This window comes from Microcoleus sp. FACHB-SPT15, from assembly GCF_014849525.1.
GTDB lineage: Bacteria > Cyanobacteriota > Cyanobacteriia > Cyanobacteriales > Coleofasciculaceae > Symplocastrum > Symplocastrum torsivum.
The window spans coordinates 18866-36074 of sequence record NZ_JACJNU010000048.1; the positions used below are offsets into that span (position 1 = coordinate 18866).

General features: G+C 46.5%; 13 protein-coding genes. 7 read left to right on the top strand and 6 right to left on the bottom strand.

Translation table 11 applies throughout. The features are described 5' to 3' along the window. Positions 1-101: 101 nt before the first annotated feature. A complete protein-coding gene (locus H6F98_RS15985; protein ID WP_192219693.1) occupies positions 102-2654 on the top strand; it encodes a dynamin family protein in 2553 nt (850 codons plus the stop codon). A gap of 64 nt (positions 2655-2718) precedes the next feature. Here the strand turns inward: H6F98_RS15985 and aroF are convergent, their stop codons facing one another. The 5 genes from aroF to H6F98_RS16010 form a co-directional block, all read right to left on the bottom strand. Continuing rightward, positions 2719-3777 (bottom strand): 3-deoxy-7-phosphoheptulonate synthase, encoded by a 1059-nt coding sequence (aroF, locus tag H6F98_RS15990; protein WP_192219694.1) that lies wholly within the window; start codon positions 3775-3777, stop codon positions 2719-2721. 702 nt (positions 3778-4479) lie between these two features. Then, positions 4480-5022, bottom strand: a complete 543-nt coding sequence (locus H6F98_RS15995; protein ID WP_192219695.1) for a PAM68 family protein — start codon at positions 5020-5022, stop codon at positions 4480-4482. A gap of 14 nt (positions 5023-5036) precedes the next feature. Beyond that, complete coding sequence (rpsO, locus tag H6F98_RS16000; RefSeq protein WP_192219696.1) at positions 5037-5306, bottom strand: 30S ribosomal protein S15; 270 nt, start codon at positions 5304-5306, stop codon at positions 5037-5039. 174 nt (positions 5307-5480) lie between these two features. Further along, the gene (gene ruvX, locus H6F98_RS16005; RefSeq protein ID WP_199348560.1) at positions 5481-5900 is read right to left on the bottom strand and encodes a Holliday junction resolvase RuvX; all 420 of its coding nucleotides are present in this window, start codon (positions 5898-5900) and stop codon (positions 5481-5483) included. Positions 5901-5992: 92 nt separating this feature from the next. After that, positions 5993-7246 (bottom strand): GNAT family N-acetyltransferase, encoded by a 1254-nt coding sequence (locus H6F98_RS16010; protein ID WP_192219698.1) that lies wholly within the window; start codon positions 7244-7246, stop codon positions 5993-5995. Positions 7247-7795: 549 nt separating this feature from the next. Here H6F98_RS16010 and cruF point away from each other — a divergent pair. Both cruF and cruG read left to right on the top strand, forming a co-directional pair. Then, positions 7796-8746, top strand: a complete 951-nt coding sequence (cruF, locus tag H6F98_RS16015) for a gamma-carotene 1'-hydroxylase CruF (RefSeq protein WP_192219699.1) — start codon at positions 7796-7798, stop codon at positions 8744-8746. After that, positions 8743-9975, top strand: a complete 1233-nt coding sequence (gene cruG, locus H6F98_RS16020; protein ID WP_192219700.1) for a 2'-O-glycosyltransferase CruG — start codon at positions 8743-8745, stop codon at positions 9973-9975. Before cruF ends, cruG begins: the two co-directional genes overlap by 4 nt. Before the next feature lie 115 nt (positions 9976-10090). Here cruG and rnhA read toward each other — a convergent pair whose 3' ends face one another. Then, positions 10091-10999: a ribonuclease HI gene (gene rnhA / locus H6F98_RS16025; RefSeq protein WP_192219701.1), complete on the bottom strand. Its 909-nt coding sequence runs from the start codon at positions 10997-10999 to the stop codon at positions 10091-10093. A gap of 179 nt (positions 11000-11178) precedes the next feature. Between rnhA and H6F98_RS16030 the strand changes: the two genes are divergently transcribed. The 4 genes from H6F98_RS16030 (at position 11179) to H6F98_RS16045 (ending at position 16781) form a co-directional block, all read left to right on the top strand. Continuing rightward, a complete protein-coding gene (locus H6F98_RS16030) occupies positions 11179-13701 on the top strand; it encodes a DNA polymerase III subunit gamma/tau (RefSeq protein ID WP_192219702.1) in 2523 nt (840 codons plus the stop codon). A 31-nt stretch (positions 13702-13732) separates the two neighbouring features. Next, entirely contained in the window at positions 13733-14719 is a 987-nt protein-coding gene (locus H6F98_RS16035; protein WP_192219703.1) for a 3'(2'),5'-bisphosphate nucleotidase, read from the top strand. Positions 14720-14881: 162 nt separating this feature from the next. Further along, complete coding sequence (locus H6F98_RS16040; protein ID WP_192219704.1) at positions 14882-15994, top strand: calcium/sodium antiporter; 1113 nt, start codon at positions 14882-14884, stop codon at positions 15992-15994. Positions 15995-16226: 232 nt separating this feature from the next. Continuing rightward, positions 16227-16781, top strand: coding sequence for an acireductone dioxygenase (locus tag H6F98_RS16045; RefSeq protein ID WP_192219705.1), 555 nt, complete (start codon positions 16227-16229; stop codon positions 16779-16781). Positions 16782-17209: the final 428 nt, after the last annotated feature.

Below are 17209 nucleotides of genomic sequence, written 5' to 3' on the forward strand. Positions count from 1 at the left end.
AGCGAGTCTTGTCAGCAAAGATAACCGTATTTTCCCGGATTTAGTCTTGCTTAAATCTGGCGATACTAGACGGCAAGTAACATTATTGGTTCACAGACTTTATGAATACTGTGCTGGTTAGCTCTGAGAGTGTTGATCTCTTGTCACGCATTACTGGACAGAAGCTTACTCAACGGGATCTCTCACCTTCCTTAATCTTTCTGGCAGCTTTGATAACGGTTCTGCTGGGAGTGATGGTTGCGGATACCCAGGTAACAGAAGATGAGAAGCAAAGGCTAGTTACAACCCTTTATCGATTTATTCCACCGGATGGACATATGCGTCGATTGGCGCATCTGATGATCAAGGGAGTTCGGGAAAATAAGGTTTATGCAAAAACTAAGGAGTTACAAACACTGACGGCTTCGCTCTCAGAACCAGAAAGGCTGTTGCTGATTAGCTTTGGCTATGAAATGTCAATAGCAGATGGTGAGATGGACGCTCGTGAGAAGAAGTATTTGCAGATTATCGCCAATAATTTAGGAATTGACCCTCCATATGTAGCAATTTTAGAAGCTGGTTTCAGTGGTCAAGGAACATTAGATCCAAGCACATTAGAAGAAGTGCAGTCCTTGCTCGATCCCGCTCGGTTTCATGAGTTAGATAATGTATTTATTAAAGCTGCAAGCAATATAGTAGCGGCTCTGCCTACTAAGCCCGAACATCAAGCAGCTTCACAACACAGAGTTACTACTTATAAAGAATTGCAATATTTTCAGGATAATCGTCAGAAATTAGACAGCTTTTGTAACCAACTCTTTCAAATAAGCCAAAATTGTGCTGAGCGGGATTTACTGCCTAACACTCTGCCAGAGGAGATAGAAAAAGTATCTCACAAATTACAGTCTCAGAGCTTCCGTGTGTCAGTTGTCGGTGAGTTTAGCCAAGGCAAATCAACCTTACTGAATGCCCTGCTAGGTGAAGAGATTCAACCTGCAAGGGCGATTCCTTGTAGTGGTACGGTGACTGTTTTGAAATATGGACAGCAACGGCGAGTAATTTGCCGATACAGAGATGGAAGAGAGGAGGAAATTGTATTTGAACAATATCAAGAGAAGGCAGCAATTTCAGAAGAAGCAGCGCTAGGTAGTCTCACTGATGAATTAGTTGAATCTGAGATTGAAGAGATTATTTTTGAGCATCCTGATTTGGAATTATGCCGAACTGGTGTGGAAATTGTTGATTCCCCAGGCTTGAATGAACACCCTGAACGGACTGCCATTACTCAACAACTGATCAGGGGAACTGATGCAGTTATTTTCCTCGTTAATGCCTCGCGTCCTTTGACTCAGGGAGAACGAGATTTGATACAGGATTTGAAGGTTCAGCTAAATGGTGGGAAAGCAGATGAACCTGCTGCCAATCTTTTTGTAGCAGTTAATTTCATGGATTTGCTACGGCGCGAGAAAGATCGTCACGACGTGCGACAGAGAATTGAAAGATTTGTGCAAGGTCAAAATGTCATCACAGGTGAGAACCGCGTTCACTTCATCTCTGCTCAGGCTGCACTGGATGCAATTTTGGAAGGAACTGAGGATGACTACTTGAAAGCCTTCCGGGGTTTCACCCAATCTATCGAGAAATTCCTGACGGTTGAGCGGGGTTCTCTTCTAATTAAACAAGCTGTTACTAAAATCAACGGTTTGATTCAATCAAGTTTAGAGGGGCTACATCAAGCTGAGAAAGTTTTAGATGGAAAGCTGAACATTTCTGAAACAGAAAGGCAGAAAATCCTGGAGCAGATTGGAGAAGCTAGTGGGCGTGATGTCACTATCCGTCTTATGGCAGAACAACTGGAAAAGCAATCTATTCAGCAAGCTACTGGAGCTTGGGTGCAGTGGAAAAAAGGCTTGGTTGAACGGATGACACAAAAAAGCAAGCAATGGAGTTCCCATCATTCGCATATTTGGAGTCAGAAACAATTAATCCAAGATTATGCTGCTCAGTTTGCTTCAGACATACAAAAAGAAATAAATACATGGGGTAATAATCAACTGAAGGATGAAATTCTGAAGCCGAATCTAAAAGAATTGGATAAGGGCATTCGTCAAGAACTGGAAGCTCTTCAATACAACTTGAAGCTTCTTGATGAACAAATCAACACTAACTTCAGCCAGCAACTAAACTTTAAGATTAGTGAAATTGATTCTAATTTTGGTGGTGCTGGTGGCTTTATAGGTGGTATTGGTGCTGGTGGGACTTTAGCAGCAGGACTATTTATTTTGACAGGGCTAGGTGTTGTTGCCGTCATAATTGCTGCTGTCGCAACTGCTGTTGCTAGTTCCTTTGGTCTAGGAATGTTAGATGTTGATGGTATTCATAGCAAGATCAAGCAAAAGGTTTGTGAGATAGGTTTAAAGAAGCTTGAGGAAACTAAAGATAAAATTGAGGAACGGTTTAATGAAATTATTTCATTGGCTTTTAGTAGCCGAGTAGAAGCATCTGACACCATGATCAGGCAAATTATTTCATGTTATGAAACCCTGCTAGAGCAGCAGGAGAAAGCTCACAAAGAAACACTAGAACAACGTGAGGCGGAAAAAGCATGGATTGCCCAGAAGCGTCAGGAACTTGAGCAGCTACAGAAGAATGTCAAAGCAATTGTCCCTTCCTAAAATTGAAATCCTCCCTACCTCAATCAAAGATTCAGACAGGGAGGATTTCAAAAATTCAAACTTTTTAAGCAAGAACAGCAGCAGGTTCAGACCAACGCCCTACAGCTTTGCCAATCACCGACATTTCTTTCACCAAACGGTCAAACCGCTCTGGAGTCAAGGATTGAGGGCCATCAGATAGCGCTTTGGCAGGGTTGGGATGGACTTCAATCATTAGCGAGTCAGTACCACCTGCGATCGCAGCTAGCGCCATTGCTGGCACATACTCAGCGCGACCCGTACCATGACTGGGGTCAATCATAATCGGTAGGTGAGTAAGCGATCGCAACACAGGTAACACCGATAGATCCAGCGTATTCCGGGCATACTGCCGATCAAATGTCCGGATACCCCGCTCACACAAAATCACATTCGGGTTGCCTGCTGCCAGAATATACTCCGCTGCCATCAACCACTCTTCAATCGTCGCGGACATCCCCCGCTTCAGCAGGACTGGTTTCTCCTGGGCACCAATTCTCTTGAGGAGTGAGAAATTATGCATATTGCGGGCACCCACTTGCAGAATGTCCGCTACCTCGCCAATTTTCTCAATATCAGGACTGTCCATCACCTCAGTAATGATGCCTAAGCCAGTGGCTTCCCGCGCTGCTGCGAGTAAACTTAACGCACTCTCCCCATGACCTTGAAACGCATAAGGCGATGTCCGAGGCTTATATGCTCCTCCCCGAAGAAAGTGCGCTCCAGCCGCCTTTACCCGACGCGCTGTTTCAACAATCATTTCCTCGTTTTCCACCGAACAGGGACCAGCAACAATGACTAATGGATGCTGTTCTCCGAAGGAAACCGAACCATTGGGCGTTGGTACAACAACACTACTTGCTTCACCGTGACGATACTCACGACTAGCGCGTTTGAAGGGTTGCTCAACCCGCAGCACTTGTTCAATCCACGGGCTAATTTCCTGAATTTGCAACGGATCTAAATCAACCGTGTCGCCGACAAGTCCCACGACAACCTTGTGCTTACCAACAATTTTTTCTGGAGTTAGACCCCGTTCAGCCAGTTCTTGGTTAATGCGATTGATTTCGGCTTCTGGAGAGCCAACTTTCATTACGACAATCATGTATTTAGAGTCCCTGCCAAAGTGCTTGTGTGCGTATCCTGATCAAAATTCAGCTTGACTTCAAGAAGACTTTTCGCAAAGCCAACTTTGTTAAGTCACTGTAGTACTTATCGCGTTTCTCATTTAAGTGCGTTACGACTAAACCTAATCCCCCTAGGGAGTGTTCTCTCGCCCCGCAGATCCCCCTAAGTCCCCCTTAAAAAGGGGGACTTTGAATAAATTCTCCCCCCTTAAAAAGGGGGGCTGGGGGGGATCTGAATTTAACGGGAAAGGCAAGAAAACACTCCCTAACTCCCTTCCCTACTAGAGAAGGGAGAACCGGAGTTTTGCTCCCCTCTGGGCATCGGGGAGGGGCTGGGGGATGGGTCAATCTGTACTTCACGAGTATGAGAACCGCTATATCCCTCTTCTGTCACTCTCCGAAAACTTTTGCCATTGCTGAAGTCTAGAACTAACCTATGGTAGGCGATCGCAGACTTTTTCCTTCATAGAAATTGATCCGAGTAGGGAAATTGCCAAAATTAGATGGGCAAACGCTGTATTCCCTAATATACCTCCTTTGTAGAAAATATTAATAATAGGAAAAACCGGAGAGTGACAGAAGAGGGATATCGCTTTTGTCTTTGCCAATGATGTAAGAAATCTAGAAATCAAGTGTGACTGAAACTACTGAAGGCAATCTTTACCACTAACGACAAGTTGTTAGTCCTTTTGTCCAGCCGAGCGCCATGCTGATGTCAACCGCCCTAGGTTCAGGGTAAACTCTCGCCAACCCAACTTAGTACCTGGTACCTCCTCATCCCAAGAGGCGGAGAGGACACCATAAGTTAACCCCAACACCCCTAATCCGAAGCACCCCATACTGACGAGAACCACTGCCACATTAGGCAACTTCAACCCAAGCTTAGTGACCAAAAAATAGCTAACAAAAAACGTCAATATGCCCAAAACGGTAGGAGTGCCGCATAGCAAAGCCATGCGGCGTACCATGCGTTTGCTGACCACCTCTGGAATCGCCATGGATTCCTTAGAAGCAGCACTTGGCTTTTCTTTCTTAGAAGCAGTCGTTTTACTAGATGCCGTGGGTGCAGTCGTTTTACTAGGTGTGTTCTTTTTAGGAGTCGGTTGACTGGTTGCGGGTTCCGGTTGGGGTTTGGCAGACTTTTTGCGCTTCTGACGAGGTTCAAACGGCAAGCGGCTGTCGTTAGAGCCGCTTTTCGCATCACCTGATGGTTCAGTAGACATAGGTTTAAATCTGCCTATCCGCGAATACCTAGGCGTTGAATCAAATTTTGATAGCGTGCTATATCTTCTTTGCGAAGATACGACAACAAACGCTTGCGGCGACCAATCATCTGTAACAACCCCCGGCGGGAGGAATGGTCTTTTTTGTTCGTTTTCAGGTGATTGCTCAACCGATTAATACGCTCAGTAAGCACGGCAACTTGAACATCTACCGATCCAGTATCGGTGTCATGTACTTGGTAGCCGTCGATGATTTCGTGTTTACGCTCTTGTGTCAGAGTCATGGACAGATTTGATTCATATAATCCAGCAGTCTCCCATGTTATCACTCTCAACACTATGGTTGAAAGCTAGTCTTTGAGGATTGGGCTTTAGTGACTGGTGGCTGGGGATTGGCAAGTCCTCAGAACTCTCTCAATAATCCTTCCAATCCCTAATCGCTTCTTTCCAGTTTGGCTCTAGCGGCGTTCATCGAGCCACTGTTGGAGAATGATTGCCGCCGCTTTACGGTCAATGAGACCTTTATTATCAGAAAGCGATCGCCTTTCCGCTTTCACTAACTCTTCTGCCTCAACTGAAGTTAGCCGCTCATCGACATACTCTACTGGTAGCCCAAGGGCTGCTGATAATCTAGCCGTAAACTTTTGTACCTTTCGCGCCTGCGTCCCGATGGTGCCATCCATCAAATAAGGCAAACCCACCACCAGCACTTCTACTTGTCTTTGTTCAACCAAGTGTCGCAACTGAGCAACATCCCGGTCAAAGGAGGTGCGCTCAATCGTTGTAAGACCTGTGGCAATAAGACCCAGACCATCACATCCTGCAACGCCGATGCGCTTGTTCCCCACATCTAGACCCAGTGCTGAGATTCTTTGCATCACGCTCCGCTAATCGCAGGTGTCTTTCCTAGAGGATTGGGAAGAGATGGTTTATCGTCAATCTGCCTTAATCCAAAACTCTTGCCCAATCTTCAATCCCTAATCCGAGTTTCTGAAGACTCAGAAGGTAGCTTTTTCTCCTTCAGTAATGCTTGGGGAGAGGTAGAGACAGGATGAGATATCTCGGCTTTCAGAGCCACTTGAGGCGTTTTGGATAACGACTTCAACCAAGTCATACGACTGGGTATCGGTGTGCGTGCTGGCTGTAGCCCTTGAAGTACATCAGATAACTGTAACCCTTCCAAAGGCTTAGCTTCCCGTAGCTTGTGCCAGACAGAACGAGACATTAGCAACGTATGCTCGATCCTTTCTGCTCCAAGCTGTTCGAGATACTCTTCGCGTTCTGGCTGATAGTCAGCGGAAGCCAGTTGCAGGGATTGCGGGGGCAACTCTTGGACAACCCGTGCCATTTGAGCCAGTAGCTCTGGGTACAGAAATGTATAAGCAGGGTGGACAGTTAGCTCAGCTTCGTGGGAAGTGGAGCCATCACGACATAGCCGCAACTTAAAATACCCGATCGCGGCTTTACGCTGCGGTTCAAATACATAGCCACTGACTACCTCTGTATGATTGAACCACTGCTGCACATTCCCAAAAAACGCTCTTAGAACGCCTGTCTTAAAGTCCTGGATGTGACGGTCAAACACCTGGCGCACTAAGGGTGGCATTGAGACTGTATCTAGCTGATACAGCAGTTGGGCATCAGCATTGCTCACTGGAAGCAGATTAGGCACATCTGGCTCGTGCTTAGCGAGTTCTTGGAGTAATTCCGGTGCGATCGCCCAATACGTCAATTGCGCTAACGGCTGGAAACCATTTTGCCGATAAAGAGCAAGTGTCGATTTGTGATGAATATTGACCTCTAGTACCCAGGTTCGCGCCTCCCAAATCGCCTCAAAGCAATGCCTCAATAGCCCAGAGCCAAGTTCGGACATTACTGGTATGTTTTTTAGTTGGGGAGTCTCAGCATCGACTAACACCCGCTCTACCCGCCAAGTGCTGCGGGTACGATTAAACGGCGCAATCTTAATTAGCCCGCGAATCTGCTGGATTTGCCCAACAACATAAACACAGAAAGCATACTGGTATGGGTTTGGAAACCAACTCAAAAACTTGAACAGCCAATACCAGCGTTTAACCTGCTGAAGCTGCCGATCAAAGGTCGTTGAGCAACTGTTGCTATCGGCATCAGTTACCCCTGTAGTAAGCTGTTCGATTGCCTCCAAATCACGGTATTGGATGGGGCGAATCACATTCTTCTCGTTTTCCGACACAGGTGAATTCATGTTGGGTACAGAGGCGATGAAGCTGATGGCAGATAGCAGAGGCGACTAACAGGCTTGCTCAACAATATAATGACAAGACTGAGGTTACTGCCAATATATTAACGATTTTCCCATCATTCCACCGTTCTGTTCCTACGCTTTACTGCATCAGATGGAGATTTTCACGCTTAGAAGCGTTGAAATATACTCCTTATTCACTAAATCTAGGCACACCTAAAGTTTTAGGGAAAGGAGTTCTGTGGCTCCCTCTAAAAGTTCTATGTTGCAACACACTACATCTAGAAGCAGTGTTAACATTTCACAGATCTAAATAATTTCTCGGCGTTGCGAAAAGCTGAGGATTCTGTTCCAGAGGATTTGAATATTATGTCAAATTGACCCACTAAGCCATAAATAATCTCTATTTACGACAGAGAAATTGTTCATAAACATTTGTAAACTATTAAACAACTAATCTTGTTCCTGCTCAAAACAATATCGATGCCGCCTTCAAAAGGATGCGGCTCTCCCGGTTCTTGCTCCGGGCTTCAACTGTGTTAGGAGTTTCTAATGAAGCAACTTGTCAATCTTGAGCGCTTTTTTCTTGTTGGTCATATTTTTTCAATGGTTTTTGGGCTAGCAGGGCTACTGCTCGTCATACCCCATCCAGAACTGCTCGCAGACTTAGGGCCTTTTGGGCAGAAGGTGTTTGCTTGGTCAATGTCAGGGGGTGGAGTCGTCAACATTATTCTGGGTACGGTGGCTGTAGCGATTTATGCCTACCGAACCTTAGGACTGTGGCAATGGCTGACGTTCATGATACCTGCTGTTTTTCTCTCTTTGGGTAGTGAATTGTTAGGCACCAGTACTGGCTTCCCCTTTGGAGAGTACGGTTACTTAAGTGGGTTAGGTTACAAGGTTGCTGGACTTGTCCCCTTCACCGTACCCCTTTCCTGGTTCTACATGGGATTTGTTTGTTATCTACTGGCTCTTAGCGCAATCAATGCCAGAGTAAAAACCGGGAATCCTATCAGCTTTTTGCGTCCCATCTTGAGCGTTGCCTTGGGAGCCATGCTGCTCACTTCCTGGGACTTTGCCCTCGACCCAGCGATGAGCCAAACCGCTTATCCCTTTTGGCACTTTGGGGAAGTAGGCTCCTTTTTTGGAACACCCTACCGTAATTTTGCAGGTTGGACTGCTACTGGTGGTCTGTTTATGGCTGTGGCAGCATTGTTCTGGAACAAAAAGCCTATTGTCTTATCGCGTCAGCAGTTGGTATTTCCTCTGGTTGTTTATATCAGTAACATTGCTTTTGACTCTGTACTCACCCTGTTTGGTGTTGGGCTTTGGGTTCCAATCGGGTTGAGCGTCCTTTTGGGCATTGTTCCTGCTGTGATTCTGTGGTGGATGGCTTCATCCGCACCAACGTCAATGCCACCCGATCAAGGTGAAAATACCAGACTCACTGAGATTCCAACGACTCAAGTGCCAGTGGCATCGATGGGAGTTATGCCTAAGTGAATTCGGTTGCAACTATAGTCAGTGGGTCAACAGGCTTACTTTCACTGCAAGCTGCTGGCTTTCTGGCAATAACATTGTTATTCATCCAGATACCAGCCGCTTTTCTCCTACTCTCCCGCCTTAGCAAAGGCCCTGGGCGCCGTCTACCAATTGTTCCTCATCCCACTACCCCAGACCAACTCGGCAAGGTGAGTGTGGTGGTTCCTACGCTCAATGAGCGAGAACGCTTGACACCCTGTCTAATTGGTTTGAGTCAGCAGAGTTATGAAGTTCGAGAAATCATTGTCGTAGACAGCCGCTCAACGGATGGGACACCGGATTTAGTCAAGGATGCCCAAGAGAAAGACCCCAGATTTCGCTTAATTACCGACGATCCCTTACCAACGGATTGGGTAGGGCGTCCTTGGGCATTGCATACGGGTTATTTACACACCTCCCAGAAGAGTGAGTGGTTTCTGGGTATGGATGCTGATACTCAAGCGGCACCCGGACTGGTTGCAGGTCTAATTAAGGCGGCTGAAGCAGAGAAGTTTGACTTAGTTTCCCTGTCGCCGCAATTCATCCTCAAATATCCAGGGGAGTGGTGGCTACAACCTGCGCTATTGATTACCCTGGTCTACCGATTTGGACCAACTGGCATCAATAGCGAGTCGGCAGAACGGGTAATGGCAAATGGACAGTGTTTCTTATGCCGCCGTGATGTCTTGACCAAGCTGGAGGGTTATACGAGTGCCAAGGGTTCATTTTGCGATGATGTCACCTTGGCTCGGTATGCGGCGGCTCAAGGGTTTAAGGTCGGCTTTATGGATGGGGCAAAGGTCGTCAAGGTGCGGATGTATGAGGGAGCCGCTGAAACGTGGAAAGAGTGGGGGCGAAGTCTTGACCTCAAAGATGCTTCGTCTACAGGTCAGTTATGGAGTGATTTGTGGTTGCTCTTGAGCGTCCAAGGTCTTCCTCTGCCAGCCTCCCTAGTTTTCTTGGGTTATCTGGCGCTAGGTGTGTCCTCACCAGTGGTAATGGCAGCCACTGGCTTGAATTTATTTTTGGTGTTGATTCGCTTTGCCTTACTATTTGCGATCGCTCCTTCTTACGATCGCACTCAAACATTACCTAAAGCCTCGTGGCTATTTTGGCTTTCTCCCTTGGCAGACCCGTTAGCCGTTCTGCGGATTTTCTTATCTGCTGTTCAAAGACCGAAATCTTGGCGAGGTCGGGTTTATGGGCAATAGGGATTAGGACGGGTGATTGGGGATCGGGGAAGAGTGAGGCAAGGGAGAAGGGGAGCATCGAAAATACTGTCACTTTGTCTTCTCTTCTCAGTCACCAATCCCCAATAGCCAATCCCTATTCCTCATCTCCTCCATTCACTTGGTCTACCCGTTCGAGTTGCCAGAGAATTTGATTACCTTCACGCCGGACTCGTGAGACAATCCAGTTGCGCCAAGGCCAGTGATCACCTCGACTAGTCACCGCGCTAGCATTAACGTCCATTAAGTCAGCCAATTCAGAGCTGCTAATTAGGTAGCCCTGACTCGCAATTTCATCAGCAATGCGTAGAGTTTCTACCAAGTTGCGAAGTTGACCAACTCTCACCTCGCGGGGTAAGTCGTCAAGCGCAGTATTCGACAGAGAAGCGGTTGAGTCTATCATGGCTACGTCAAAAGAGGAATCACTCAGTGGTTCAGTTTTGTAAGCTAACTCAGGAGCAATGTTTGAATCTGATACTCCTGTTACCGGGAGATTAGTAGCTGACTGAATTGATTGTGAAGGATTAAGACTAAACGACTGTTCTAGTACTAAGGATTTACCATTGGCAAAAGCACGAGCGATCGTATCACATCGCTCATTTCCTTCGTTCCCACTGTGTCCCCGCACATACTGCCAATCCACTAGTGGAGAATTGAGTTCATCAAGAATCTCCCATAGGTCTTGGTTTAAAACAGCTTTTCCTTGCGCCGTTTTCCAACCTTTCTTTTTCCAGCCCTTAACCCATTTGGTGGCACCATTTTTGACATATTCGCTATCTGTGTAAAGGGTAACGGCTTCAGTTTGTCCAGAGGCATTGAGAACCTTTAACGCCTGAATCGCCGCTTGCATTTCCATCCGGTTGTTTGTGCTTTGTGCTTCAGCACCACCCATTTCATACACAGAGCCATCAGTGAAATAAACCACAGTGCCCCAGCCGCCAGGACCAGGGTTGCCAGTGCAAGCACCATCGGTGTAAAAACATTGGATTTGGCGAGTAGGAGGCATTGAGCTTTAAATTGAAAGTTGTGAGATACAAATTAACTCATAAATGCTGTTGTAGCAGAGCGGTGGCACTATCGACACATCAGACGGCTTAGGATTCATCTAAGATGGACGCTATTGCTGTTGGCAGTGCGGGTTAAGCATACACCCTCCCCTCTCCCCATTCTTCTCAACTGAGTCTCGTGAGCTACGAACCTCTACACCATAAATATCGTCCTCAGACTTTTGCCAATTTAGTTGGACAAGAGGCGATCGCGACTACTCTCACTAACGCTATCCGTACTGAGCGGATTGCTCCAGCCTATCTATTCACGGGTCCTAGAGGCACGGGAAAAACCTCTAGTGCGAGGATTCTAGCAAAGTCTCTCAACTGTAAGAAGCAAGATAAGCCCACAGAGCAGCCTTGTGGTGTCTGTGAGGTCTGCAAAAGCATTGCCTCAGGTAATGCACTCGATGTCATTGAAATTGACGCGGCAAGCAACACAGGTGTCGATAATATCCGGGAAATCATTGAACGCGCCCAATTTGCCCCGGTTCAGTGTCGCTACAAAGTTTATGTGATTGATGAATGCCATATGCTTAGCGGTGCGGCGTTCAATTCTCTCCTAAAAACATTAGAGGAGCCGCCAAATCGTGTGGTGTTTGTATTGGCAACTACAGACCCTCAACGAGTATTGCCGACAATCATCTCTCGCTGTCAACGGTTTGACTTTAGACGAATTCCTCTAGAGGCAATGGTGTCTCATCTTCAATACATTGCTGCTCAAGAAAACATTAGTATTACAACCGATGCGATAACGTTAGTGGCACAAGTGGCTCAAGGGGGACTTCGGGATGCTGAAAGTCTACTCGATCAGCTGAGCTTGTTAGTTGGTGAGGTGACAGTAGAGCGAGTCTGGGATTTGGTGGGTGCAGTACCAGAACGGGACTTGATGGCACTTACAGACGCGATCGCATTAAATAATCCGGAAGCCGTACTCGAAACCGCTCGTCATCTAATGGATAGAGGTAGAGAACCTCTGATTGTCCTCCAGAATCTTGCTGGCTTTTATCGTGATTTGCTCATTGCTAAAACTGCGCCAACACGTAACGATTTGGTTGCAATAACAACACCAACCTGGATAACGATGTGTGACTTTGCCAAAAGTCTGGACACTAATACAATTTTGGCAGGGCAAAAACACCTCAAAGACAGCGAAGTTCAAATCAAAAACACAACCCAACCACGCCTGTGGTTAGAAGTAACGTTGTTAGGCTTATTGCACTCAGCAACTAGTCAGCACTCCAGTGAGAGTCCTACAACTCAAACCTCACAACAGAATACTACTTCTACAAATCAAAACACTGTTAGCCAACCATCTCCTCATGCTTTTCCAGCTAGCAACGCTTCTACCGCTAGCGTCTCGCCTAAGCTGACACCATCAACCGAGGTAACAAGAGCCTCACAGATTTCTGATCCCCCTGAACAGCTAGGATCTAATACGCCTATCTCACAACCGAGTAGTAGCGATCGCACAGCACCTCCGGATAGCCAAGCGGTAGCCTCTAACGACAACAGCAGCGTACATGCACCAGAGGAATCACTAGCGGCACCAAGTACAGTAACTGACCATTCTGACTTAGATCAGATTTGGCAACAGGTACTTGCCCAGCTTAAGCCGATATCTACGCGGGAGTTACTGCGTCAGCTTGGTCGTCTAATAGACTTAGATAATCAATACGCTCGTGTGAGTATTCCCCAGGCATGGCGGGAGAAAATCCAGGAAAGATTGCCGAATATTGAAACCGCTTTTCAGGAGGCTATCAATAGCAAGGTAAAGGTGAGCCTACAAGCCAGAGCAACTGACGCTTTTGATAGTGCGCCTGTCAACCGACCAACATCCCAAGGTAGCCGAGTAGCGCCGTCTCAACAACCTGCACCTAATCATTCACCACCCTCGACAACAAGACAGGTAATGTCTGATCATGTACAGCCATCTGTCCAGAAAAACGGTGAAGAAGCTTTATTAGCGCAGCGCGGCGTTAGTTCCTTCAACGTGGATTCAAATAATGTTCTTCTAAGGGATAGTGCTTCAAGTGCCACCCAGAGGCAAAATTTGGCGGTAGCGACACCAAGCGCATCAGAGCAAGCCGGGGCAGGTACTCCTGTTATGGAGCAACCTCAAGCACAAGTAGAAACTAATCCTAACTGGGCAGGCACAACTAATAATCACTCTCCAGTAACACTCCCAGCACAAAACAAAGACACGGAATACGATAGTGATGTAGTCGAAAAGGCGCTTGTGAACCTTCAGCAATTTTTTGAGGGAGAGATTGTCGATCTGGTAGATGATTTTATTCCCAGTGAACCTTTAGTGACTCATCAACAGCAAGATACTCCTTTCGTTGCTTCCACAGCGCTATCGGAGGAAGTCGTTATTACTCCTGAGATAGAACTAGAGCTAGAAGCAGAGGAGGAGCTAGATTTAATTGAACCAACTGTTACTCGACAGCTACCCTACAGCGATACAACTTTTTCTAATCCATTGCAACGCTCATCAAATCTGGAAGATTCGCAAGACGACGATGATGATATCCCATTTGTGCGATCGCTTAGCTTTGGGATTCGTGAAGCTAACCTCCAAGATAATTGGGAACTAGAAGCGAATCGACCTGGAATTTGGCTTTATGGAAATAGAGGATTCAGCCGCTTCCATCGTGACTAAAACCATTCCTTCTCTCAGGAAGCCTTGAGTTATGTTGTACAAGCGAGAAAAACAAATAGCAATTACAGCCGTAGCTGCTGCCGCCAACCTATGTGAGCAAGTCCGAGAGGAGCGAGGTGCTGTTGCGATCGCAAAACCTGATTTTAGCCCTGTAACTGTTGCTGACTTAGGCGCACAAGCGGTAATTTGTCAAGCTCTTTCTGAAGCTTTTCCCGCTGACCCAGTGATTGCTGAGGAAGATTCTACCTTATTGCGATCGCCAGCAATGACTGAACAGTTACAACAGATAACTAACTACGTTCAAGTTCACTTAGCTGGTGCTACCCCTAAAGTAGTTACGGATTGGATTGATTGGGGGAATGGAGGTATAGAGTCTCGATATTGGACATTAGACCCCATTGATGGGACAAAAGGCTACTTACGTGGTGACCAATATGCGATCGCGCTTGCTCTGGTTGAGGCAGGTGAAGTGAAGCTAGGAGTCTTAGGTTGTCCCGCCTTACCTGTTGACCCAAAACACCCGCAGAGTGAAAGAGGAGTCATCTTTGTTGCTGTCCGAGGTCAAGGAACAACTATGATTCCCTTGGATGGTGGTGAGCCACATCCAATTCATGTAGCAAACTCTGATGAAGTTGGTTCACGTCGCTTGGCTGAGAGTGTAGAGTCAGCACATGGTAACTTGGCACGGCAAGAAGCGGTAGCTCAAGCCGCTGGACTTAATGAACCATTCTTACGGATTGACTCTCAAGCGAAATATGGTCTAGTGGCACGGGGTGAAGCGGCGCTCTACATCCGTCTACCTTTCCCCGGATCACTACATAGACGGGAGAATATTTGGGATCATGCCGCAGGAGCGATTGTTGTGGAAGAAGCGGGTGGGAGAGTGACCGATATGTATGGTCAGCCGTTAGACTTTGCTTGTGGATTCCAACTGGTCAATAATCAGGGTATTGTCGCTAGTAATGGAGCAATTCATGAGGCAGTGCTAGCGGCTGTTGCCCAAACTCATGAAAAGTAACTATCTCCGTGTGTTTATTTCTTAGATTAACGAGAACTTGATGTACTTTTGGTGAAACTCGAAGTGACCTTTAAGAGCCTAGAGTGCTTGTAGTAAGCCATCAAAGATCTGGGTGTTTCTAATGACGCTATTAGAGAATCGCGATCGCACAGAGAGAATTTTATGAGCTTTATCGTACTTGTTTTTTTAGCAATCGGACTGGTGCTTCTCGTCGCAGGGGCAGAGGCGTTAGTGCGTGGGGCTTCTCAATTAGCTGTAATTATGGGTATCTCGCCACTCGTCATTGGACTAACCGTTGTGGCTTACGGAACAAGTTCGCCAGAAATGGCAGTAAGCGTGCAGGCTAGTTTTGCTGGTCAGGCTGACATTTCTGTGGGCAACGTGGTAGGGAGTAATATCTTTAACGTTTTGTTGATTCTCGGTTTGGCAGCTACGATCTCTCCCTTACTCGTATCCAGGCAGTTAATTCGGTTAGATGTACCGATCATGATTGGTGTGTCGTTTCTCATGCTGTTGTTCGGACTTGATGGCAAGATTGGCAGATCAGATGGTGTTATTTTATTAATCGGCGGTATAGCCTACACAGTGTTTTTGATTTACGAAAGCCGTAAGGAAAACAATGATGCGGCTCAAGCTGAAGATGTACCTGAGCATGGTGTTCGTTCAGGTGTATCAGCACAGCAGTGGGTCGTTAATTTGGGGTTGATTATCGGGGGTTTGGTGTTGCTGGTGCTTGGCTCACGCTTACTTGTCGATAATGCAATTATCATTGCTCAGGCATTTGGAGTTAGCGAGTTAGTTATTGGACTCACCATCATCGCGGCGGGAACGTCTTTGCCGGAACTTGCTACTTCAGTTATTGCCAGTATGCGTGGTGAACGGGATATTGCAGTTGGAAATGTAGTGGGTAGCAATATTTTCAACATCCTGGCAGTGATTGGTTTAGCCGCTATCGTCTCACCCGATGGAATCAACATTTCTAATGCCGCACTACGATTTGATATTCCAGTGATGATTGCTGTTGCGATCGCTTGTTTGCCAATTTTTTTCACAGGCTACGTCATCGCACGTTGGGAAGGTCTAGTGTTTTTAGCTTACTACCTTGCCTATGCTACCTACCTAATTTTAGATTCCACACAGCACGCTAGCCTCCCGTTATTCAGCACGGTGTTCCTAGCATTTGTTATTCCCATCACGGCTTCAACTCTAGTAATCGTGACATTACGTTCAATTCAAGCCAATCGCAAAAGAAAGAAGGAGCGCATCAACGAATAACAAAAAGTATTAAGAAATTTATAAAAATAAAGATAAACAAATCGTATTTTGAGAACAGTGCTATCATGCGAAATCTAGCTGTAGAGAGGCGCTGTCTATTGTTGGGATGAGCGAAAACTTTTAGGGGATGAGCGTTATGCAAGAGTAATTTTCGCTACCCCACAAAAGTTATCCCTATAGCGTACAGCCCTTGTAGAGCTACAGCCTGATTAATTGCAAATGGAGGTGTATTGTGGCAATTCTACGACTTGAAGACGGTACAACTTATACTCAGGTGGATGATATTGCACGAGAACTGGCTCCTTTATATGTTCAGCTAAAGCGCTGGCCGGTAGGAGACAATCCAGACGTTCAAAATTTACTAGCAAAGGATGCCCTCAGCGATGAGGAGAAAGTTCAGGTTCTCGACGCGCTTGATAGCTACTTTGAAGAACTCCAGCAAACGGCTGGCTATCAGTCTCGTGACTTAATTGTGCTGCATCCAGAAGTTCCAAATCTTAACGCCCTGCTAGAGAAGTTTGACCCTTGTCATTACCACACTGACCCTGAAGTCCGTTACATTATTGCTGGTGATGGGGTGTTTGGCTTTGTTCGTCCTGATGGCACCCAAGTAGAATTAACAGTACAAGCAGAAGATTACATCAACGTCCCGGCGAACACTGAACACTGGTTTTATCTAACACCGTCGCAACGGATTAAAGCCGTGCGCTACTTCACGACAACTGAAGGTTGGGTGCCGGAGTATACGGGTACTGAAAAACGCTTCCGTCAAGCTGCTGCTGTTTAGGGATGGGCAACATAAAGCCGATTACTTAAACGAATCCCCTAGTTCACAACTATGGTTCTTTCTCTCCAATTATTATCCCGTTAGCCAAAGCCATAGCTACAAAGTTTGGCGCTTTGCCTCAGGTTATAGCTGTGGCTTTAGCTGGTTCCTAAGCAAGCGGCGTATCCGCTCCGGCAAACGTCTACGGCTTTGTATGATGAGCAGGGTTGGTTCAATCAGTTGCAAGAAAAGGCGAACCAACCCTTTCCTGAACTACTCAAGCAAGCAATTATTGCCAAGAACTACCCGATTCTACGGCGGAATATTTCTTCCTAGTGCATCCTGGCAGAAGTAACTGACCACCCATTGGGGTGGTAAAAAAGAGGAGAGACCCTTTAATTCCAAGTCGCTGTTTCGACTGAGCAGGAACTTTCTGTTGACATGGCTTA